Source organism: Fructobacillus sp. ESL1129, from assembly GCF_058507945.1.
Window position 1 is genome coordinate 340104 of sequence record NZ_CP196668.1, and the last position, 22650, is coordinate 362753.

Sequence of the window (22650 nt, forward strand, 5' to 3'; positions counted from 1 at the left end):
GAGCCAGAGCGAGGAAACAAACAATGGGCCAAAAGCATTTAAATCTTGGTGATCGTGTTAAAATCGAGACTTTAATCCGTGAACACTATAACCTCAGTGACATTGCTAATCAATTGGGTTATTCAAGAGCAACCATCACAAAAGAGATTCAACGTGCAACAAACCACGCCACCATGGGCATGAAAGTGAGTACGAGGATTTCAAGACGTATGTACAATGCGCTTGAAGCACAAACTTTAGCAGAACAGAAACAAAGGCATAAAAAGCTAGCACCGAGCAAACTGACAAAACGCCGACAAGAGCTGATTAAAGACTACATCATTAACAAAAAATGGTCACCAGAACAAATCGCCAACGGACCGTTACGTGCTGGTGTTTGCTTTAAGACTATCTATAACTGGGTCAACCGTCGAAAAATTAAAGGGTTAGACTATTACGCTTTAAGGACGCGCGGGAAACGTCAACGGTACCACAAGCGAGCGTTAAGCTGGAGTGAACGAAAAAGTATTTATCTCAAGAAAGAAGATAAAAAGCGAATGACGCACCAATATTCCATCGACTTTCGACCAATGGTGATCAATAATCGGAACCGCTTTGGTCACTGGGAAATTGACGGAGTTGAGTCCCGTCAATCCAATCATCTACTGCTAACATTCGTGGAGCGGTTTAGTCGTTATGCTGTCTCAATGGTGATAAAAGATAAGTCCGCTTATACAGTTAGTAATGCTATTGAACAATTCTGCAAAAAATACAAAGGCTGCGTCGATAGCGTTACTTGTGATCGCGGGTCTGAGTTCATCGCTTTACAGACTAGACAGATTCTAAATAAAAATAAAGTCAAATATTACTTTGCCCATGCGTATTCACCATACGAACGTGGATCCAATGAAAACTTTAATAAGCTCTTACGGGAGTATTATCCAAAAAAGACAGACTTCGCTAAAGTAAGCCAGTCTGAGCTTAATGAAAGCGTCATGAGTATCAACAAACGTCCAATGCGTATCCATCGATATATGAGCCGTTTACAGGCTTTTAAGCGTTATTGTCAGTATCGCAACATCAATCTAGCAACGATACTGAGTTAAAGGCATACCAACACCAGTACATAAAGAAAACCCAGTCAAAGATGGCTGGGCTTTTTGCGTTGGTAATCCGAACAGATACTCGATATAATAAGTTATTCCAAGTGATAAAGAATGCTTATATAAAATTCTTTATCGCACCAAATTTTCACTCAGTTACAAAAGAGTGTGACAACAGGCCCATAACACAGGCATTTTAAACGAATAATAAAAGTTGTTAATTTAGGGGTTGCAATTCACCATTAGCAGTTTACTTTACATAATATATATTATCGAAAGTAACATATTTATTGCATTTGGCATCACCTGTTAAGTTTTATATTTTTATTGCACGTAGAGTCTCGATACTTCCATGTGCTTTTTATATAATGTCGTTTCTTTAAATAAAACCCAAATGAAAAAAGCGCTAAATTTTTAGCGCTTTTTTCATTTATCGATTAATTCAAGATATTTTTCTTTCCCAAGCAATCCTTTAGCGCCCAGACCCTTAAATTTTTTGAGCATCTTTTCATATATATTTGCATAAGCAACTGTTTGATGATCTGGTTCATAAAACGTTTTGCCGTCAAAATCAGATATTGCAATTTTCTTCAGTACTTCAACAATTAGTCGGTCATCATCAGTGTAATAATAATCTCCAAGCATATGGAGAAAAGTATCCATAGCTATCTCTGGTATATAAAAAACACCAGCACCTTGTTGTAATAATGGAATATTTGCTGCTAATAAGGCAGTCCGCTTATTAGTATCATTAAATAACTGAGAACGTGATAAAAAACAAAAAATTTTGGCTGCCTTTGATTCTGCATCCAATTCAGTCGTGGTTAATAACTTGTTAAAGGTTTCTCCAGCAACACCAGGATTGACTTCTGGTGGGTAGAATACACCACGAGTAGTGTTAACGCCGCCTTCCCCAGTTCTTAATTGACCTGGATTTGGTGCATCACCATGGCCAGTGATTTCATGAAGTTCTTTTAGATTTTGAAAATTAAAATGTTGATAATGGTCAGACACATAATGTGCACCGAGATGCATTTGGTGGATAGCAATAATGTCTGCTGGTTTAACGTGACTGACTTCTTGATTATTAACGATTTTTTCGGTTTGTAGAATCGTCAGTGCCATTCCTTCAAATTGCGCAGCGTTAAGAAGGATTAGTGGCCAAGCTTTACGGAATAAAAGCTTTTCCGCTTTTTGCTCTAATTTGTACTTATTCATACTATCCCTCACTTAAACTCCGGCTTAAAGCCCACGTACTTACGTTTACGGTAGATCTGGTTCGCCAGTTTTCCTGAGATATTGAGCACCTTTCCTCGCTTGCTTTTGGCGTTGAAAGAAATGGTTTGGTCGTTTAGTAATGCCTGCACCTCTTCTGGCGTGAACTTGTGGCCAGAAAATTCACTGGTAAAGATCACCTCTTGGCCACGCCAGGTACCGCTGACTTTGTCTTTTGGAGCAACCTTTTTACGGGTTCTTTTCTTAGGTTCGCCGAGCACTTGTTTGAGTAACTTGGCGTTTTCAGTCATGACTGGGATGTCGTGGTCAACGGTTTTAACGATGGAATCAAGGGCTTGGTCGGCGGTCATTTCGAACTTGCCGACCTGATCAAAGATGTCAAAGACCCGTTTGGTAGTTTTGGGGTGTGCTAACCAGGTGTTTTGAGCCATGATGGCGACGGCGACGCCATCGTTTGTAAGGGTAATTTTACCCTTTTTGTCTTGGATATAGGCCTTTTGACCACTGGAGAGTTCGCCATAGGTACTGGTTCGAGTGGCACCGGTCCCAATATTGTATTTTTCAAGGAAAGTCTTCAGCCACTTCCAAGTTGGTGTGGCAGGCTTTGGGTTCTGTCCTTCGTATACAAAAAGATGCCCTGTTGTACCTAATTGCTTGGTTGTTGTCTCACTTTCTTGATCAGCATTTTGATCGTCATAAATCTGTTTCCAGCCCATTGCAATCGGCGTGTTAACGGTAGTTTTGAAGGCTGGGTAGTCCACTAATGAGCCGATGACTTGCTGGTAACGGTAATCTTCTGCGAACATGGCTAAGAAGTTCTTACCAAGTACCTGGTAGATTCGTTGAGCCGATGGGCCGTAAGACCGAAGCGAGTCTAGAGACGTCGGTACCTTAGGACCTGGTCGGTTGGCACCGTGGGCACCCTTGTCTTGAACGTGGGTCGGCCGTGGTGTGCGGTGCGTGAGTTGACTACTGTCGGCATGAACAACTGCGGCGATTTTGTCTACTAATGGCAGCATATCGTTAAACTGTTCTTTGGTAATTGTCTTGTCTTCCGTACGGGGATAGGAGACAATCTGTGCCTCGTAGAGCTTTTGATAGGTCGCGAGAACTTCCTTAGCCCTGAAGCCCTCTTTAGCCAGAATGGCCGATAACGAAGACAAATCGAGGAGCTTGGGAGGCCGTGTGACTTTATTCTTACGTGAATCTTCTTGAACGGCTGACTGTTCGTTAAAATGCTCGTTGTCCTTTAACGCGGCTTCACTTGGATAACGAAATGGCACGGTTTCAGCTTTAGCATCCACCTTACGGGCGTAAATATTACCTTTGTCATCCTTAAAGCGATACTCAAAGTATGGCACTTTCACGTAGTTTTGGATGGCCTGCAGTTGCTGATAAATTCGCAAGAGCATCGCTGATTTCAGCCGGCCCTGTCGTGACACGATTGGATAGCCTTCTTTTTTGGTTAAAGTAGTGGCGGCACGGGTGAGCTGCATGGAAGCAAAGTCCCATTTGTTTCGGGCCAGTCCTTTCTGGTAAGCACTGTGGGTGGCTTTACTTTCGATTGGCTGAAGGTGGGTCAGCGCGTTAATCAAACTTTTGGAACTTTCATCTGTAAAAGTCGCACGAAAAACGGGCCCCTGCCACTGAATGGCATCAATGGCTTCCCAGGCAAGCAAGTCCCCCTCCCCCGACGGATCGGTATCGGTCGCGATAATCAGCCCGTCGGCGTTTTTTGCTTGCGACTTTAGTTCATCGATGATTTTCTTGGTGCTTTCAGTCCGTTTACTATGCGAATTATAGGCCTTAATATAAGTACGCTTCCATGATAAATCGCTTAGGTTCCATGGTAGATCCTTTAATTTCCAAGAGGCATACTTATTTTTTAAATCGGCTGATACCTGTTGCTCCGGTTCCTTCAAGGTCATCAGATGACCACGTAAATTTGTCAGTTCAAAGTCGTAATCGGCCAAATGGCCACGTTGCCCGCCGAGTGCCTTCGCAAAATTTTTGCGTGCACTCGGCTTTTCTGTGATGATTAAGTAACGTGGCATGTTGACCTCCTAGGATGAATTTAGTGCTCTTTTGGACTGATGCTATAACCATTATATAAGAAAAGCGGTGCTGCTGAAACAACACCGCTTCTCTAACTTGTTTGCATCATCTGATTATAGCATGGTGTCAGCGAGCATCCCTTTTGATAAAAAAAGCAGTGTTGCCTTCACAACACTGCTTTAATTGGCATCTACCTCAAAGATTTGGTACCCAGCCATGTTCGGTTGGACTCAAGTAGGCACCACCGAATCCTGGATTAAGGGGCTCATTCGTTTGGGGATTACGCATATAGTAAGTATTATCGTTACCAAAGTAATACGTTGTGCCGTGAATATTTTGGTAACCCTGGACTGCGCGGCCATCCTGATCCGTATAGTAGGTCAGTCCCCATGCTTGGCGCCAGCCTTCGTTTTGGCGGACACCGTTAACGAACCAGTAATAGGTTCCTGCATAGTAACGGAAACCAGTAAAGAGCTGACCATTTTCATACCAACGGTAGCCACCGTTTTCAGCAGAACCATCCCAGACATAGCCTTGAACTGGACGTTCGTAGTAGGTATTATCGGTTCCAAAGTTGGCGACTTTACCATCAATAACGCGTGTTCCTTGAACTGCGCGACCATCCTGGTCTGTATAGTAAGTTAAGCCCCACGCCTGGCGCCAACCCTCATTTTGGCGCACACCGTTAACGAACCAGTAGTAGGTTCCAGCATGGTAGCGGAAGCCAGTGTATGGGTGACCGTTCTCCAGCCAATTCCAACCACCGTTAGCTGTCGACACGTTTGGTGAGTAGACGTAACCGCTTCGAGTATCATCGGCGCTGGCTTTTCCAGCAGACAATGTGATAACCAGAGCTGCGAGAGCCAGTAGCCCAATTAGCATTGTCTTAACTGTTTTCTTTTTTCTCAATAACATTTAGTGCCTCTTTCTTTTTTATTTGTTTTAATTATCACAAGCATCTTTTCAAAAAACCTCTACTCCATTGTTATAGCAAATTATTTATGGAAAAAGTGTTCTTTGCGTTCGTTTTAATAGAATAGACAATAACGTTATTTTTTCTTATACATTAACGACGTGTAACTACCTGATCCAGGACACATTCTTTTGTTTTAATAACTACCCCTCCCCTAATGGGTCCAACTAGCGTACAATATACATAAGTCAAAGATATGTTCAGTATTGAACAGGAGGTAGCCCATGATTGAAAAGTTTTTAATCGGTACTTATACCATTAACGATAGTGAAGGAATTTTTGCAGTCGATCTTGATACTGACCGCAAGGTCTTGCAGAACGCCCACTTAGTGGCCAAGATTGATAGTCCAACCTACTTGGCTGAGTCAAAGAAACACATCGTCTATGCCGTTGACCGGAACATGGCAGAACCCGACCTGCGTGGTGGTGTGGCGACTTTTGACTTTAACCAGACACCAGCCGAACTGTTACAAGAAGAAATCGAAACGGGCACGTCGGATGCCTACGTGGCGATTGATGAAGAGCGACAGTTAGTTTTCACGGCCAACTACCACATGGGCTACGTTTCGGTCTACGCAATTCAAGACGATGGTCGCCTTCGTCTAGCTGACCGTGTACAAAGTCTTGGGGACGTTGGACCACGACCACAGCAGGCTGATGGTGCCCACCCCCACTATGCCAACCTAACGCCGGACGGTCGCTTGATTGTTTGTGATTTGGGAACGGACCGCGTGCACGTTTATGATATTTCAGACGAAGGTAAATTAACAGCGGTTTCCGAACTGAAAACAACCCCTGGTTTTGGTCCACGAAACATTTCCTTTGTGAATGAAACGAACCTAGGCTACCTCGTTGGAGAGCTGGCCAGCCAAGTCTCGGTCGTTCGCTACAATCCTCAAGATGGTTCGCTAGCGATTTTAAACACCTATTCCACGATTCCCTCCGATTGGACAGCCCACAACGGCGCTGCGGCAATCAAGATTAGCCACGATCAGCGCTTTGTCTACATCACAAACCGTGGCCACGATTCCATTGCTGTCTTTGCGATTGTTGGGGATGGTGAACTGGCCCTGGTGGAACGGACGTCGAGCGAGGGAGAATTCCCGCGCGACTTTAACTTCAGTGCTGATGAAAGTCTGTTGATTGTCGCCAACCAAAACTCTGATAACATGGCCCTTTTTGAGCGTGATCAAGCCACTGGCCGCCTCACGCTTTGCCAAAAAGATTTCGCCGTTCCTGAAGGCACGTGTGTCATGCGCCGTCTGTAAGCTAGCAAAAGGATTGAATCCTTTTGCTTTTTTTATATTTCTTTTAGTAGAATAGGGATAAATTACCTGAGGGAGAAGACAAATGTTCATTCGAACGGCAAAAGTAACCGACGCGCAAGAACTAGTGGCCATTTATCGACCATATGTTCAACAAAATACAACGAGTTTTGAATATGAAGTCCCTTCGGTTGCTGAATTTGAACGGCGAATTAAACAGACACTCATTGCCTATCCTTACCTTGTGGTGGAGGAAGACGGCCGAATCCTTGGTTACGCCTATGCCCATCCCTATGGTGAACGCGCAGCTTACCAATGGGCAGCTGAAGTGAGTGTCTACGTCGGTCAAGCGACTCAGAAAAAGGGCGTTGGCAAGGCGCTCTATCTCGCCATCGAAGAGCTTTTAAAAAAGCAGCACGTTGACACCGTAACGGCCTGTGTGACTGGCAAGAACCAAAACAGCATTGCCTTTCACCAGCACATGGGGTACGCCATCGTGGCAAACTTTCAGAAAATTGGCTTCAAGGACGGTCAGTGGCTGGACACTTACTGGTTACAAAAACGCTTATCAGAAGATGACAAACCGCAACCCTTCCTCCCCTTTTCAGATCTGTCACAATAAGAAACAAAAAGTCCGGTATTGCATACCGGACTTTTTTAATAGTCAATGTGAAAGTGTCTTTGTTTAGTCGAGAAGATCTCGTCGTGATTTTGAAAATAATTTTCAATCAGTTCACTAATGGTTTGACTGCCTTCCGATAGGACTTTCCCCTCTTTAAAAACTTGGTTACCGGCACCTGTGGCACGGTAGTTATTGACAACGACTCGATAGGTTTTATAAGGATCAAAGGGCTGTTGTTGGATGGATTCAATCGTCACTCGTTGACCGATGGGTTTGGTGAGATCAAAACGGTAGTCCAGTCCTAGCCAAAGATCGTAATTATAGTCTTGTTTCTTTGAAAGGTGGTAGGCCGGGTTGACAGCAATCTGCTGATTGACAAGAGTAAAATAAGCTGCATTGGTTTCAAGTGCTTTCTGGACTTGCTTTCCAGTCATGGCGATTGTAACCAGTGTATTGGGAAAGGGATAATTACCCAAAATGCTACGCCGGGTGATGGTGTGACCGAAACCGGCTACTTCATCATTGAAAAGCGCGGTCGCTGAGAGATCGGCCCCAGTTGCTTCCAGTTGGATGTGATTAATCAAGTCAACAAAGGGATGTCCCGTTTGACGGGCCCGGGGGACTGACTGAATGGTCAGGTCGATTCCGGAATTCGCGAGGACTTGGTCGAGCCAACCATCCAGTTCCTCTTTTAGCGTTTGATACTGTGCCAGTAGTTTGGCATCTTCTGGCCAATTATTCGTGTGAATCAGGTTAGCGACCGCCGGTTGTGTTTGCCCCTTCTGATTTTTTTCATCAGTAAAAGGGATGGTTAGTTGCCCCACGGCTTCAGCACGATAGCCAGGCTGACTAACCGGGACACCGTTGTAGACTCCGGCAATTTGGCGGTGTTGATGCCCCGTGACTAAGGCAGATAATCCAGGAAGCTTCAGTAACTCATTCCCCTGGTTTTCTCCCGTTTCGGGTTCAAGGATGACATCGGTCGTCAAATCTCTGGCAAAGCCACCATGATAGGCAATGACGATGGCATCGACACGACTTTTTAATTGTTTGATTAATCCTTTGGCCACTTGAACAGGATCAACAAATTCGATTCCTCGAATGTTTTCAGGCTTTTCCCAGTTCGGCACGTACTTGGTTGTTAAACCAATGACGGCGACTTTTTTACCTTTTTTTTCAAAGATTTTGTAGGCTTGCCCGATAAATGGTTGACCAGTTTCTTTATCCAGCACATTGGCGTTTAATAGTGTCTGATCGTCTTCAAAAATCCTCTTTAGATAGTCGATTCCAAAGTTGAATTCATGGTTACCTAACGTGCGAACGTCATAGGCGATTTGCTTGGGCAACTCACTGAAAATCGTTGCTTGATCAGGGGCCGATTCAGCAATGTAGTTTCCCAACAAGGGTCCCTGAATGAAGTCGCCATTGTCAATTTTAATTAGAAAATCACCGTTTTTTTCGGCATCTTTCGTTATTGTCGAAAGCACACTTGCTGCCCGGAACAATCCGTATGGTGCCGCAACGTCCTTTGCAATGGTTTCCTCTCCCCACCAAAAAGTATGGCTATCCGATGTCGAAAGAATCTGTAAATTCATCTTGTTCTCCTGTAGAAAGCAACACCTGCTTGCCCTTTTTTATTTCAGTAGGTGCTTTCGAATGGCACCGGATAACCAATCAATGACCGTCACCATTAAGATGATGCCAATCAAAATGATCCCAACGCGTGACCAAGAACGGTTAGACAGGGCGAAAATCAAAGGAGCCCCGACACCACCTGCACCAACAATTCCAAGAATGGACGCTGAACGGACGGCAATCTCAAACCGGTAAAGGGTGAAGTTAATGAATTCCGGTAAGACGGCTGGTAAAGTCGCCCAACTTAATGCATCGAGCCGGTTCCCACCTGCTGAAATGATGGCTTCTTCCGGACCGCGATCAATGTTTTCAATTGCTTCAGAGAAGAGTTTTCCCATCATTCCAATTGAGTGGACCCCCATTGCCAAGACACCGGCAAAGGCTCCTGGCCCAACGGCTTTAATGAACATAATGGCTAAAACAAGTTCAGGAAAAACACGAATCAGTGTTAATAAGAATTTACCAGTGGTTGACCGGACGGAAAATTTCTTACTCGTTTTCGCTGCCCAAAAGGCGAAAGGAACGGCAATGAATGACGAAATAATGGTGCCAAGAAAGGCGATTGCTAGCGTTTCAAACAGTGCCGAGACGAGGTCTTCCCCATGGCCACTGTAAACATAGGACCAATCAGGATTAAAAAGACCAGCAAAAATGGCGCCTAAAATCTGGCCGGCTGAATCCTTCATGCCCTTAAACTCAATTCCTGAAAGGGCCCAAATAACAATGATTAAGGCAATGACTCCTGCCGCATAGGGCTTCAGGCGACTAGATAATGAGCGTTTTTGAACCATCATGAGAGCGCCTCCCTGAGTTTATTTGACAGTGCATCGACCAGGACAATAACCACTAAGATGGCGAGAATCACAACGGATGTTTGATCGTAGCGGAATGTGTCCAAAGTTGTGTTCAAGTATAAGCCAATCCCACCAGCACCCAGATAACCAAGCACGGCCGAAGCGCGAACGTTGATTTCCAGTGTGTAGAGGAAGAAAGACAAGTATTGGTTTAAGACCTGAGGGATGACGGCGAAAACAATGACCTGGGAGCGTTTACCGCCGGCCGCTCGCATGGCTTCGATTGGTCCTTGGTCAACCGTTTCAATGGCCTCGTACAGTAACTTAAACATCATCCCAAACGAGAAAACGGCCAAGGCCAAGACACCAGACAAGGTCCCAATGCCGACAACAGCGACGAATAGCGCAGCTAACAGCATTTGTGGAATGGAGCGAATCAGGTTCATCACAAAGCGAATGATACCCCGAACAAAGGCGTTCCGCACAATGTTACTGGCGGCTAAAAAAGCGAACGGAATGGCGGCAATGCCGCCAATTAAGGTTCCCACGATGGCCATTTGCACGGTTTGAGCTAAGGGAGTCAACACCCTTGGCAGATAAGACCAGTCTGGGTTTGCCATTTTAATCCAAAGATCAGCAAACTGCTCCATTGAAAAGTCCTGCCCGACCTGAGTGGCTTGAGCGGATAGCACCACGGCAATGAAGAGCAGCAAAAAGACCGTGAAACCCGTGACGTGCCACTCCTTCATAAACGGGCGTTTTGGTATCGATTTATTCATTAATCTTCCTCCGCCTCGTCGGCCGCCGTTGCGTGGTCATCCCCCGCTTCCCGGTAGATTTCCTTAAAGTCGCGTTTGTCCACTTCGGCAATTGGCTTGTCGTAAATAATCTGACCATCCTTTAGGCCGACAATGCGACTGGCATACTTCAAGGCCAAGCCGATGGAGTGAACGTTTAGAATGATGGTCATGCCATCTTCTTCATTTAATTTCTTCAAATCGTTCATAACGACTTTTGTCGTCTTCGGATCCAACCCGGAAACGGGTTCGTCCGCCAGAATAACAGAGGGTTCCTGCATGAGCGCTCGGGCAATGCCAACACGCTGTTGCTGACCACCGGATAGGTCCCTTGCCTTGACGTAGTACTTATCGAGCAGGTTGACCCGGGCCAGGTTCGCAGCGGCCATTTCCTGGTCTTCCTTCTTAAAAAGACCAAAAGCGGCTTGCCAGGCTGGATAGTAACCCACTCGTCCCGACATCACGTTACGGTAGACCGAAGAGGTCTTCACTAGGTTGTAATTTTGGAAAATCATGGCAGCAGAGCGACGAATCTTGTGGAGCTTGTCACCCGATGCCTTCGTGATGTCTTGACCATCAATAAGAATCGCACCTTCCGTGACATCGTGAAGCCGGTTGATGGCCCGTAGCAAAGTCGATTTACCAGAACCCGATAAACCAACGATCATGACGAATTCACCATGGCCAATGGTCAGGTTAACGTCCTTTAACCCAACGACCCCGTTTGGATAAACCTTCGATACGTCTTTTAACTCAATGTTTCCCTTTTTGTCTAACATAAGAACCTCTTCAGCGCTGCTACCAGCGTTTTTTTTCATATAAAATGGCTACCAGCCCATCGGCGGTAACCATCTAAGACTTTATTAGTGATTAGCGCAACTTTTCAATCTGTTGATTGTGCTTGCGAACGGTATCAAAATTAGCATCCTTGGAATCGGAAACACCATCCCATGAATAGATGTTATGCAGGATTTGCTTTCCTTCATCCGTCTTGGCGATTTCTTTCATCGCTTCTGCAATCTTTTTTGAATCCGCCGATGAAACGCCCTTCCGAAGGGAAATGGTATCATTTGGAATGTTGTCCGTCGTGTACAGGATGCGTGTCTTATCAAAGACGTCCGGTTGATCCTTCTTCACAACGTTTCGAGCATCCCCAAAGATAAAGGCGGCGTCTGTGTCGCCATTCAAGACGGACAGAACCGCTTGATCATGTCCCTTAATTTGAACGAGTGTTGAATCTTTAATTACGTTGATGCCCTTCTTGTTCAATTCGTCAATTGGATAGACATAGCCAGCAGCCGATGTTGGGCTCTGCACCGCAATCTTCTTACCCTTCAAATCCTTTGCCGACTTGATGTTTGAGTCTTTCTTAACGATAATCATGGACTTATAGTGGTCAACTAACTTACCCGTTGAACCACCAGTGTTATCGTCTTTGATGCCGTAACGTGTCGATTGCAAAATGACTTTGGTACCATACTGCTTATGCGCAGTGACGTAAGCGTCGGGTGACAAGAAGCCCATGTCAATCTTCTTTGAACCCATGGCTTCAATCATGGAGTTTGTATCCGTTGATAGCGAAACGTGAACCGGAATGCCCAGTTGCTTACTCAAAAGTGTTTCCAATGGCTTAGCTTTTGCCAGCAAAGTACCAGAATTAATGGAGGGAGTGAACTGAACGTTCAGTTCCTTTAAGTCCATTTTAGATTCGGTCTTACTAGATGATTGGCTCGAATCTGATTTTTTTCCACCCATGGTAAAGGCGAAGAAACCACCAATCACAATGACGAAAACAGCAGCAGCGACAAGAAATTTTTTCATGTTCCTTTTCTCTCCTAAATAAACAACATCATGTTTATATTGTTCGTGTTTATACTCGAAAACATTTCCCCAAACGTTTTTCGTTCGGTACTTAAACAGTATCACGTATTTTTATCGGACAATCAACCCAATATTTGAAATTTAAATCAAAAATAAACGAACATTAAATTAAAATTTATATAATAATCAGTGAATACCGAACGTTTTCGATTATTGAGCACTAAAAAAGTCGAGCACATTTGCTCGACTTTTTTATCAGTTTTTTAATAGTTTTTCGGCAACCAAACGTTCAGCAATTTCGACCGTATTCCATGCCGCTCCCTTGAGTAGGTTATCCGAAACAACCCAGAGGTGAAAGGCGTTTGGATTCTCTTGATCAGCTCGAACACGTCCAACAAACGTTTCACGCTTTCCCTCAGCTGTTAGCGGCTGCGGGTAGAGCTGCTGACTGGGATCGTCTTGGAGGACCAGGCCCTCCCCTGCAGAAAGAACTGAGCGAATCGCTTGTGCGGTTGCCTTTTCATCGTTCACTTCAATGTAGACGGATTCACCGTGTGAAATAGGCACCGGCACCCGAACACAGGTTGCCGTCACTTTAAGGTCTTCGGCATCCATGTCGTTCAACAAAATCTTCTTTGTCTCATGAATCATCTTCCACTCTTCATGGGTGTAACCATCTTCCTCGAAGACATCAATCTGTGGCAGGAGGTTAAAGGCCAATGGATAGTGTTTTTTGTCACTGGCCGTTGGTAAAATATTGGCCGTCATTTCCTTTCCGGCAAGATAGTCACGGCTTTCTTGGAAGAATTCGTTAAGAGCTGATTGCCCGGCTCCTGAGGCTGCTTGATAAGTAGAAACAATGACCTGCTTTAAGCCAAAACGTTCGAAAATTGGCTTCAAGGCCACGACCATTTGAATGGTCGAACAGTTCGGGTTGGCAATGATTCCCTGGTGATTTCGGAGTTGTTCCGGATTCACCTCTGGGACAACCAGTGGAACCGTTGGGTCCATTCGGAAGGCGGATGTGTTATCAATGCAGACCGCCCCGCGTTTCACTGCTTCCGGTAATAAACGCTTGGAAACGGCGCCTCCTGCAGAGGCCAAGACAATGTCAACACCGTCAAAGGCGTCAGCTGTTGCCTCCTCAATCACAACGGCTTTTCCCTTAAAAGGCAAGGTCTTTCCAGCTGATTGCGCTGAAGCGAGGAGTTTGATGGTTCCGACCGGAATCGTTGATTGCTCGAGCTGTTCGATTAGACGGGTGCCAACGGCGCCTGTTGCGCCAAGAATAGCGACGGTGTATGTTTTCATTTCTCTTCTCCTAGTTTAGTAATCCTGTCGAAAGCGCCGTTCTTATCCTTCTCAACGCCTCCTTGATGTTGGTCATTGAAGCAGCATAGGACAGCCGGACGTACCCGCGGCCCCCTTTCCCAAAGGCAGAGCCAGGAATCAGTCCGACTTTGGCAATCTGGGCCATGTGCAGAGCAAAGGCTTCGTCGTCATTTCCGAACTGTTCGGGGATCTTCACGAACAAGTAGAAAGCTCCGTCAGGATAGAGTGCTTTGAGTCCAATGTCAGTCAAGCCCTGATAAAGAACGTCACGCCGCTCTTGGTATGTCGCAAGCATGGCTTCAATGTCGGCGTCGCCGTTTTCAAAGGCTTCGGCGGCGGCCGCTTGATCAATGGATGATGGGCAGGTCACCATGAAGGCGTGCACTTTTCGAAGTCGGTTAATGAAAGCAGCAGGGGCTGCCACAAAGCCAACCCGCCAGCCGGTCATGGCGTAAGATTTGGAAACGCCCGAAATATAGACGGTTTGCTCCGGCAAGTCCCGGGCAATGGAATAGGGTCGCTGGTCATAAGTCAAATCACTATAAATCTCATCCGTGATAACGAAAAGATCGCGATTCTTCACCACCTGGGCCAGTGCATGCACTTCTTCTTCTGACAAAGTCACACCCGAAGGATTGTTCGGGTAACTGAGCATGACTGCCTTAACCCTTTTATTTTCGGCCAACGTCTTTTCCAAAATGGTGGGATCCAATTTAAAGTCGCTGGTTGAGGTATCGATGTCAATCACTTCCCCACCAAGCAGCGTGATGATGGGCTCGTAAAGGGCAAAGGCGGGTGTTGGAATAATGAACTGATCACCGGGATTGATTAAGGTTTCGAGTACGCCATAAATGGCCTCAGTAGCACCAACCGTAACCAAAATGTCCGTTTCGTCTTGATAATTCAAGCCATGGTTGCGCCTTAGGTATCCAGTGATGGCTGATTGAAGCTGTTTGGTTCCCGCCTGTGCCGTGTAATGGGTTTGGTTTTGGTCCATTGCGGAAACAACGGCTTGTTTGATGTGGGCAGGGGTATCCAAATCGGGTTCCCCAATCGTTAGCTTCACCAATCCAGGAATATTGGAAACTTGGTTATCGAAGGAACGAATCTTGGAAGCCTTGACCAAATCGAGTCGCTGGTTATAACTTTTCTGGAGCGTCTTTAGTAATTCTGGCATATTAGACATTCTCTCCTTTACATGACGTGTTCAAGACCCACGCATAGTTGGTCCAACTGTCCGACTTTTTCAATGGCCAGCACAACACCCTTCATGAATGACGAACGGCTGAAACTATCTTGGCGTATCGTCAGCGCTTCCCCTTCGCCACCAAACAGGACTTGTTCATGAGCAACGTAGCCCGGCAAGCGAACGGCATGAATCCGGATTCCATAGTAATCTGCCCCACGGGCACCGGGAAGTGTCTCTTTTGAGGCACCCTGTTCGTGTGCTCGGCGTACCTGGTCGATTCGTTTGGCCGTCATGAAAGCCGTTCCGGAAGGCGCATCCTTTTTATCCTCATGATGCATTTCAATCACTTCCACTTCGGAGAAGTAATGGGCAGCCTCCTCCGAAAACTTCATTAACAAAACGGCCGACAAAGAGAAGTTGGGGACAATTAAACCAGCGACGCCCTTTTCTTTTGACAACGACAGTAGCTCGTCTTCTTCAGCATCGCTTAAGCCAGTGGTTCCAATGACGGGCTGGATGCCATGCTCAATGGCGAAGCGTGTGTTTTCAAACACGGCCACTGGAGTCGTGAAGTCAAGCCAGACATCAGCCGGCACGTCAATTTCGGACAATTGCTGGTAAACTTGTACGCTTTCGTCCAGACCGTAGGCCGTTGCCTGTTGGTCGGCGTGGGGGGAATAGACCGCCACAACCGTCATGGACTTTTGCTGGGTAATCGTTTGAATGGCTTGCTGGCCCATGGAACCTAAGAAACCGGCGACAATGACTTTAATCATGAAAATGCTCCTTCTGTCTTCAACGCATCAAGTAAGTGTGCTTGTTCATTTTCATCAAGCGGTAGAATTGGTAACCGGCAAGCGCCAACTTGGTAACCGGCTGCATTCAGCATTGCTTTGACGGGCGCTGGGGATGGGTACATGAACAAGGCCGCCATCTTTGGGGTCAGCCAACGCTGCAATCGACCGGCTTCTTGAAAGTTGCCAGCGTAGAAGGCATCATACATGCCCCGCATTTGACTCCCATAAAGATGGGAAGCCACGGAAATAACACCACGTGCGCCAATCACCAGGGCAAAGAGTGCTTGGGCGTCCTCACCAGAGTAGACCGCGAAGTCGTCTTTTACATGGTCAACTAAGTATTCTAAATCCGCCATGCTAGTACACTGCTTAACACCCGCGATGTTTGTGTGGGCAGAGAGTGCGACAATGGTGTCGTTTTGCATCGTCACGGCCGTTCGACCGGGAACGTTATACATCACAACTGGTAACCCTCCCTCTTCGGCAACCGCCAGGTAGTGCGCCATCATCCGCCGCTGATCAGGTTTGTTATAGTAAGGAACCACCACCAAGGCGGCATCTATACCAGAAATTTGACTCACTTCTTTTGTAAAGGCAATGGTTTCGGCCGTGTTGTTCGAACCCGTACCAGCAATGATGGGTACTCGACCGTTCACAATTTCGGCAAAGCCTTGGTAAAGAGCCAACTTTTCTGCGTGACTCAAGGTAGGCGTTTCACCCGTCGTACCACCGATTACAAAGCCACGATGTCCTTCCTCGAGATACCGTTCCGTTAGGGCGGCTAGGCTGGCAAAGTCAATTTGGTTGTTTTCATCAAACGGGGTTACAATAGCGGTCATTAAATCGGCATTTTCAAACATATCATTCTCCTTCTTCCTGCAACATGCGGAACGTTAAAAAGTCGCGAATCGTTGAAACAGCAGGTGCCAGTGCTTCTTCCTTTGGCGAAAAAGCCGCAGAGTGCAATGGATGTTCATCCTCAACCCCCAGCCAAAACATGGTGCCGGGAATTTTTGATAATAAGTACCCAAAGTCCTCACCAGTCATCGCTGGTTCCGTCAGCTTGAATTGCTCAGGATGCTTAGTCTCCATGAAATCGATGAAATTCTTTGTCAGTTCCGGTGTGTTCTCCACGGGAAGATAGCCGCCCTGCGTGAAGGTTGGCACGACCTGACAACCGTAACTCTTCGCAATCCCTTGAGCAATCGCTTTAATCTGTTCCATTAAGTCAACTAACATCGTCTGTTCCAAGCCACGAATGGTGCCTTCCAAGCGGGCAGAGCCAGCAATTACATTTCGAATGCTACCGGCGTTGAAACGGCCAAAGGTGATGACACCAGACCGAATGGGATCAATCCGACGGGCAACAATGCTTTGAATCTGTCCAATAAAGGCTGCAGCGGCCACGACCATGTCGTTGGCATCCTGTGGAAAGGCAGCATGACCACTTTTACCGATAAAGTCGATATCGACTTCGGCTGAACCAGCGAATAAGGTCCCCATCCGGCACCCAATTGTGCCGGCGGGCAAGTTCGGCGTATCGTGGAGGGCGTAAAATTCATTAGGCCGCCATTCTCCTTCAAAGACACCGCGTTCATACGCAAGTAACCCACCGTTTTCTTCTTCCTCTGCTGGTTGAAAAAAGAAGAGAAGATTATCTTCTGGCTGGTTTTCGGCAAAATAAGCGATTAAACCAAGGGCGACTGTCATGTGCATGTCATGACCACAAGCGTGCATCCGCCCTTCATGAGTTGAAGCAAAAGGCAAATCGGTGTCCTCCGTAACAGGCAAAGCATCGATATCGGCACGGTAGCCAATGGTTCGCTTTGGCTTGGAACCAGCAATTCGAACCAATAAAGCAGTCGGAAGTTCTTCAATTTCTCGAATCGTTAGGTGCTCCTGATTAAAAGAGCGCACCTTATCGAATAAATAGGCATGTGTTTCGTGCTCGGCCAAAGCCAATTCGGGAATTTGGTGTAAATCACGGCGAATCTGAATCAGATCGTTTTCGGTTAACATAGCATCACAACTTTCTTAAATCATCTTCCAAAGTCGTCTTTGACTCGGTCTGTGCATCAACGTCCTTGACTTTGCGGGCAGGATTACCAGCTACCACGGTGTGTGGCATAACATCCTTCGTCACGATGGAACCAGCGGCAACAACCGCCCCTTCGCCCACTCGAACTCCCTCAATCACAACGGCATTGGCCCCGATTAAGACATTGTCTTCAATAACGACTGGCTGGGCGGAAGCGGGTTCAATAACCCCTGCCAAGACGGCGCCTGCACCAATGTGAGCGTGCTTACCAACGATGGCACGGCCACCCATGACAACGCCCATGTCAATCATGGAATTTTCGCCGATTTCACAGCCAATGTTGATGACCGCCCCCATCATGATCACTGCATTGTGACCGATTGTGACCTGGTCTCGAATGACCGTCCCTGGTTCAATCCGGGCATTAATGTTCTTTAAATCAAGGAGGGGCACGGCCGAATTACGTGCGTTGTTTTCAATTTCGTAATCGGTAACGCCCTGCTGCTGCAAAACCGCAGCCAGGTCGGCCCAGTCACCAAAAATCGTTGCCACCCGGTCATCACCAAAGACTTTCACCGTATTTGGATAAGTCAACTTACTTAAATCACCCTTAATATATGCCTTTGTCGGTGTTTTCTTCTTTGCGGAACCAATGTATTGGATAATTTCTTCTGCGTTCATTTCTGTCATTGTTCTTCTCTCTTTTTTTCGTTTTCTTCTATAAAAGCTATGCTCGTGAGCTACCATCCAAATTAAAATCAAGTCGTTCAAGATCGTCAATTCGTTCACGGCGTGTGACTAGGGTACTTCGACCGTTTTCGACAAAGACAACCGCTGGCTTAACATTCAAGTTGTAATTGGAGGCCATTGAATAGCCATAGGCTCCGGTATTCAAAATTGCCAAAATGTCGCCGGGCTTCGTTTGCGGCAAGGCTTGTTCCTGAATTAAAACATCTCCTGATTCACAATATTTACCGGCCACTCTAACCGTCTCCATTACTGGTGCCAACGGATTGTTGGCCAAAACAGCTTCATACTTAGCATCATAGAGAGCGGGTCGAATGTTATCGCCCATCCCACCGTCAACGGCGAGGTATGAACGAATTCCCTGCACATCCTTTCGTGCCCCAACCGTGTAAAGACTGTAGCCAGCAGGACCGACAATGGACCGGCCCGGTTCAATCCAAATGGCGGGTGTGGGGATGTTCAACGACCTTGTCCGCTGTTTAACAGTTTGAATAATTAGATTGACAAAGTCTTGTGGAGCAAGTGGTCGATCGGCACTCACATAGCGAATGCCAAAACCGCCCCCAACATTTAAAATTTTGGTTTGATAGCCATAATCCCTTGCCCACCGGGCGGCCAAGTCGACTAACTTTTCGCTTGCCCCTTCAAAACCCGCTAATTCAAAGATTTGTGAACCGATGTGGGCGTGAATCCCAAGCATGGTCATCCTTGGTTCTTGTAAAACTCTTTGTAAGGCTTCATCAGCTTGCCCGGAAGCCAAGTCAAAGCCAAACTTACTATCAATCTGTCCGGTTTGAATGTACTCATGGGTGTGGGCCGAAATCCCTGGTGTGATGCGTAGAATGACGTTAGCCCGTCCTCCTGTTTCCTCTAGTAAACGATGTAACAAGGCAATTTCATGAAAATTGTCTAAGGCAATGAGCCCGATTCCGACTTTTAAAGCCAGTCGCAGCTCCTCTTCGGATTTATTATTGCCATGAAAAGTCATTTTCTTTGCTGGAAAACCTGCATGCAGGGCCATTTGAATCTCGCCTGCTGACACGACATCGACATGCCCATTCATTTGGTTGACGAGTTGGTACATGGCCGTATTGGCAAAGGCCTTACTGGCGTAACAAACGGCGTAATCGACTTCGTTTTCTTCGAAGACCTCTTGGAAAGCTCGAATCTGGTGGCGTATTTTTGCCGTATCGTAGACGAGAACCGGTGTGCCGTACTCGTCTGCTAGAGCCACGGCATCACAGCCGCCAATCGTCAAATGGCCTGAAGCGTTGATTTGATTTCCCTGTATTTGTTCGTTCATCCGTTCTCTCCTTGTCAAAATGGCATAAAAAAAACTCCTGTACGAAGTGGTTAACACTTCATACAAGAGAATCCAATGGTTCACAAAAAATTAACTGGTTTCAAATGTCGAAAGCGCAACACGATTAAATCGTGACAGTCCATCGCCTATTGAACGATGTCCCAGCTTACCCCAGCCTGTGTTGCTGAAGCGCTTCGGCAACCTTGCCTTTCGGTTAGCGTTATCGTCCACACAGGAACTCGACTAACTTACTCATCGCGGTTGCAACCTCTTCGATGTCTCAAATAGTAAACTAATTTTTTAATCTCGTCAACCCTTTTTATTAAAAAGTTTTTAATCATTTTTCTTCATATACTGCCGCAAAAAAAGACGTTTTTTAGGCTTTTTTCTATCTTGTTTTTTCAAAAAGTGCTGATACAATGCAAACAAATTAAAAACAAAAGGAGCACAAGAAAATGACAAGGGTTGTGAAATTTGGGGGTTCTTCCCTGGCAAACGGACCACAGTATGAGAAAGTTACTCAGATTATCATGGCGAATCATGAGCGCCGAATTGTGGTGGTTTCTGCACCAGGTAAACGAGACGAAAATGATCAAAAAGTCACCGATCTCTTAATCCAATATGCGACTTTATCAGAACTAGACCAAAATATTGAAAACATTCAAAAAACACTGGTTGCGAGATACGAAACGATTGCTCAGTATTTTCAGATATCCCCCAGTGATTTCAAAACAATTCGGAAAACAATCATCCAATTGCCTCGTCTCTTTTCTGGACAGGAAAATTACCGTCTTGCTTATTTTAAAGCCCATGGTGAGAAATTAAATGCGATGCTAATGGCCCTTATTTTGCAAAAACTGGGCCAACGGGCTCGTTTTGTGGACCCAGCCGAGCTGGGGTTGGTTGTGACCGGGAAACCCGACAGTGCAACCATTACAGAAGAAAGCTATACCAACATGAAACATTTCAAAAGGAGTGACGATGAAATCTTGGTGATTCCTGGCTTTTACGGCGTGACCAAAAAAGTCGATATGGCCACCTTCGCTCGTGGTGGTTCGGACATTACTGGTTCCATTGTGGCTAGAGGGTTTGGTGTTCATTTGTACGAAAACTTTACGGATGTCTCTTCGGTTTACGCAGCGAATCCGAACATCGTCGACCGGCCAGTCGCCATCGAACAAATGACGTATCGTGAAATGCGAGAGCTTTCCTATGCGGGCTTCTCCGTTTTTAACGATGAAGCCATTATTCCAGCCATTCAAGGACAGGTCACCATCAATGTTAAGAACACCAACCGTCCCAGCGATCCTGGAACACGAATTATTCCCGAACACGACTTTCACCCGAGCCATCCCATCACCGGTGTCAGCAATTCCGATCACTTTTCAGCCTTGTACTTGCACCGCTACTTACTAAACCAAGAGGTCGGTTTGACGCTCAAGTTACTCCAAATTTTTTACCGCTATAACATCTCTTATGAACACATGCCTTCTGGAATTGACGATTTAACCATTATTTTTGATAATCGGCAGTTAACGGAGGATAAAATTCAAGCACTTTGTGCCGATATCGAAGAAACGCTTGAACCGGATGCCATGCAATGGATTGAAGATTACACGATCATCATGATTGTTGGTGAGGGCATGTTTTTAAAGCCAACAACCGTTGCTGAAGCCATTTCGGTCCTAACAATGAATGGCATCGAGGTGAACATGATTAACCAAGGTGCCTCTCAAATTTCAGCCATGATTGGTACGAAGAAAAAGGACGCAAAACGTGCCGTTGCCACAATTTACCAGCATTTCTTTCAGGAGAATAACCATGACTGAACTTATCCATGTCCACGGATCCAATAATTCTTTTTACCTCTTAGACCAGACGTTATTCGAAACACCCTTGTCGCATAAACAGTTAATCCAACTTGCTCAAAAACTTTGTCAGCAAAAAGGCAATTGGCCAGGTGCGGACGGCTTACTCGTCGTCGATGAGCCAACACATGCAGGTCCCTTGGGCAAAATGACAGTCGTTAATGCCGATGGTAGTATCGCTTCGATGTGCGGCAATGGACTACGGACGGTGGCTCGCTACTTATCAGAACGCGAGGGCCAAACGACTTTTACTGTTGAAACGGCTGAAAGTGATTTAAAAGTCCGACAGGAAGCTGACTTTGCGACCGGGGTACCGGCGTTTTCCGTTGAGATTTCACCGATTCGCTTTAACAAGAAAGCTTTCCCATTTGACCATTTGGAAATGGAAAGAATCTTTAATACAAAACTTCCCGTTTTACACGATTATTTGCACTTTACCGCCATTGCCGTCCCCAACCCCCATTTGATTAGTTTTGTTGAAACGGATGAGGACTTAACGGATACCCTCGGTCAACTGGGTCAGCGTTTAAATGCAGAAAATCCCTACTTCCCGGATGGCGTCAATGTCAATTTCGCCAAAATTTTAGACAAAAATATTTTATTCGTTCATACCTATGAACGGGGCGTCGGCTTTACCAACGCCTGTGGTACTGGTATGTCCGCCACTTCCTATGCCTTTTCCATGATTCATCCCGAACTAGTCGATGTAAGTAAGGAACTGACGATTTATAATCCGGGAGGCATGGTAAAGACACGAATTCATCAAGATAAAGAACAACCATGGATTGAATTAATTGGTAATGCAACGTTTATTGATAAAGTCACCATTCCAGAAGAATACCTGTCCAGTGGTCATTTTGATTTAGCCCAGTTGAGGCCTGTTCAAACGGGCGAAGAAACAAATTATAACCGTTTTGTGGCCAATCTACACCACTAAAGTTAAAAGAGCGCCAGTCATCCGTTTTGATGACTGACGCTCTTTTTTCAATTAATTATTTCATTTTCTTGAGGAATTTCTTTTGTGTTTTAACCTCGGTAAAGCCAATATGTCGGTAAAAGTCATGGGTACAAGATATTGCAACGAAACGAATAATCA

General features: G+C 45.9%; 20 protein-coding genes and 1 riboswitch. Of the genes, 5 read left to right on the plus strand and 15 right to left on the minus strand.

The features are described 5' to 3' along the window. Positions 1 to 23 precede the first annotated feature (23 nt). A complete protein-coding gene (locus ACSYSL_RS01705) occupies positions 24 to 1085 on the plus strand; it encodes an IS30 family transposase (RefSeq protein ID WP_491708858.1) in 1062 nt (353 codons plus the stop codon). Positions 1086 to 1508: 423 nt separating this feature from the next. On the opposite strand, the gene ACSYSL_RS01710 is transcribed toward ACSYSL_RS01705, so the two are convergent. The 3 genes from ACSYSL_RS01710 to ACSYSL_RS01720 form a co-directional block, all read right to left on the minus strand. Continuing rightward, positions 1509 to 2300: a Fic family protein gene (locus tag ACSYSL_RS01710; RefSeq protein WP_491708859.1), complete on the minus strand. Its 792-nt coding sequence runs from the start codon at positions 2298 to 2300 to the stop codon at positions 1509 to 1511. An 8-nt stretch (positions 2301 to 2308) separates the two neighbouring features. After that, positions 2309 to 4372: a DNA topoisomerase gene (locus tag ACSYSL_RS01715; RefSeq protein WP_491708860.1), complete on the minus strand. Its 2064-nt coding sequence runs from the start codon at positions 4370 to 4372 to the stop codon at positions 2309 to 2311. Between the two features lie 196 nt (positions 4373 to 4568). Beyond that, on the minus strand, positions 4569 to 5288 hold the full coding sequence (locus ACSYSL_RS01720) for a 1,4-beta-N-acetylmuramidase (RefSeq protein WP_491708861.1): 720 nt from the start codon (positions 5286 to 5288) through the stop codon (positions 4569 to 4571). A 282-nt stretch (positions 5289 to 5570) separates the two neighbouring features. Between ACSYSL_RS01720 and ACSYSL_RS01725 the strand changes: the two genes are divergently transcribed. Together ACSYSL_RS01725 and ACSYSL_RS01730 are read left to right on the plus strand one after the other, a co-directional pair. Then, the gene (locus ACSYSL_RS01725) at positions 5571 to 6614 is read left to right on the plus strand and encodes a lactonase family protein (RefSeq protein ID WP_491708862.1); all 1044 of its coding nucleotides are present in this window, start codon (positions 5571 to 5573) and stop codon (positions 6612 to 6614) included. A gap of 82 nt (positions 6615 to 6696) precedes the next feature. Next, complete coding sequence (locus ACSYSL_RS01730; RefSeq protein WP_491708863.1) at positions 6697 to 7233, plus strand: GNAT family N-acetyltransferase; 537 nt, start codon at positions 6697 to 6699, stop codon at positions 7231 to 7233. A 35-nt stretch (positions 7234 to 7268) separates the two neighbouring features. Here the strand turns inward: ACSYSL_RS01730 and ACSYSL_RS01735 are convergent, their stop codons facing one another. From ACSYSL_RS01735 to lysA, 12 genes are all read right to left on the minus strand, one after another. Continuing rightward, on the minus strand, positions 7269 to 8828 hold the full coding sequence (locus ACSYSL_RS01735; RefSeq protein ID WP_491708864.1) for a bifunctional metallophosphatase/5'-nucleotidase: 1560 nt from the start codon (positions 8826 to 8828) through the stop codon (positions 7269 to 7271). Between the two features lie 39 nt (positions 8829 to 8867). Then, entirely contained in the window at positions 8868 to 9662 is a 795-nt protein-coding gene (phnE, locus tag ACSYSL_RS01740) for a phosphonate ABC transporter, permease protein PhnE (RefSeq protein WP_491708865.1), read from the minus strand. Next, entirely contained in the window at positions 9659 to 10441 is a 783-nt protein-coding gene (phnE, locus tag ACSYSL_RS01745; protein WP_010691651.1) for a phosphonate ABC transporter, permease protein PhnE, read from the minus strand. Before phnE (ACSYSL_RS01745) ends, phnE (ACSYSL_RS01740) begins: the two co-directional genes overlap by 4 nt. After that, complete coding sequence (gene phnC / locus ACSYSL_RS01750) at positions 10441 to 11238, minus strand: phosphonate ABC transporter ATP-binding protein (protein WP_187753637.1); 798 nt, start codon at positions 11236 to 11238, stop codon at positions 10441 to 10443. The genes phnE (ACSYSL_RS01745) and phnC overlap by 1 nt, the downstream gene beginning before the upstream one ends. Positions 11239 to 11329: 91 nt before the next feature. Continuing rightward, on the minus strand, positions 11330 to 12280 hold the full coding sequence (locus tag ACSYSL_RS01755) for a phosphate/phosphite/phosphonate ABC transporter substrate-binding protein (protein WP_010691656.1): 951 nt from the start codon (positions 12278 to 12280) through the stop codon (positions 11330 to 11332). A 255-nt stretch (positions 12281 to 12535) separates the two neighbouring features. Continuing rightward, positions 12536 to 13591, minus strand: coding sequence for an aspartate-semialdehyde dehydrogenase (locus ACSYSL_RS01760; RefSeq protein ID WP_491708866.1), 1056 nt, complete (start codon positions 13589 to 13591; stop codon positions 12536 to 12538). 10 nt (positions 13592 to 13601) lie between these two features. Continuing rightward, positions 13602 to 14789: an aminotransferase class I/II-fold pyridoxal phosphate-dependent enzyme gene (locus tag ACSYSL_RS01765; RefSeq protein WP_491708867.1), complete on the minus strand. Its 1188-nt coding sequence runs from the start codon at positions 14787 to 14789 to the stop codon at positions 13602 to 13604. A 17-nt stretch (positions 14790 to 14806) separates the two neighbouring features. Then, a complete protein-coding gene (gene dapB, locus ACSYSL_RS01770) occupies positions 14807 to 15577 on the minus strand; it encodes a 4-hydroxy-tetrahydrodipicolinate reductase (protein WP_491708868.1) in 771 nt (256 codons plus the stop codon). Then, positions 15574 to 16458 carry a 4-hydroxy-tetrahydrodipicolinate synthase gene (gene dapA / locus ACSYSL_RS01775; protein WP_491708869.1) on the minus strand — a complete coding sequence of 295 codons (885 nt, stop codon included), beginning with the start codon at positions 16456 to 16458 and terminating at the stop codon, positions 15574 to 15576. Before dapA ends, dapB begins: the two co-directional genes overlap by 4 nt. A 1-nt stretch (position 16459) precedes the next feature. Further along, positions 16460 to 17617 (minus strand): N-acetyldiaminopimelate deacetylase, encoded by a 1158-nt coding sequence (locus ACSYSL_RS01780; protein ID WP_491708870.1) that lies wholly within the window; start codon positions 17615 to 17617, stop codon positions 16460 to 16462. Between the two features lie 4 nt (positions 17618 to 17621). Next, on the minus strand, positions 17622 to 18326 hold the full coding sequence (gene dapD, locus ACSYSL_RS01785; RefSeq protein WP_491708871.1) for a 2,3,4,5-tetrahydropyridine-2,6-dicarboxylate N-acetyltransferase: 705 nt from the start codon (positions 18324 to 18326) through the stop codon (positions 17622 to 17624). Positions 18327 to 18363: 37 nt separating this feature from the next. Next, positions 18364 to 19686, minus strand: coding sequence for a diaminopimelate decarboxylase (lysA, locus tag ACSYSL_RS01790; protein WP_491708872.1), 1323 nt, complete (start codon positions 19684 to 19686; stop codon positions 18364 to 18366). Between the two features lie 102 nt (positions 19687 to 19788). Beyond that, positions 19789 to 19967, minus strand: a riboswitch (Lysine riboswitch). Between the two features lie 174 nt (positions 19968 to 20141). On the opposite strand from lysA, the gene ACSYSL_RS01795 reads away from it, so the two are divergent. Further along, positions 20142 to 21515: an aspartate kinase gene (locus tag ACSYSL_RS01795; protein ID WP_491708873.1), complete on the plus strand. Its 1374-nt coding sequence runs from the start codon at positions 20142 to 20144 to the stop codon at positions 21513 to 21515. After that, positions 21508 to 22491, plus strand: coding sequence for a diaminopimelate epimerase (dapF, locus tag ACSYSL_RS01800; RefSeq protein ID WP_491708874.1), 984 nt, complete (start codon positions 21508 to 21510; stop codon positions 22489 to 22491). Before ACSYSL_RS01795 ends, dapF begins: the two co-directional genes overlap by 8 nt. Positions 22492 to 22650 lie beyond the last annotated feature (159 nt).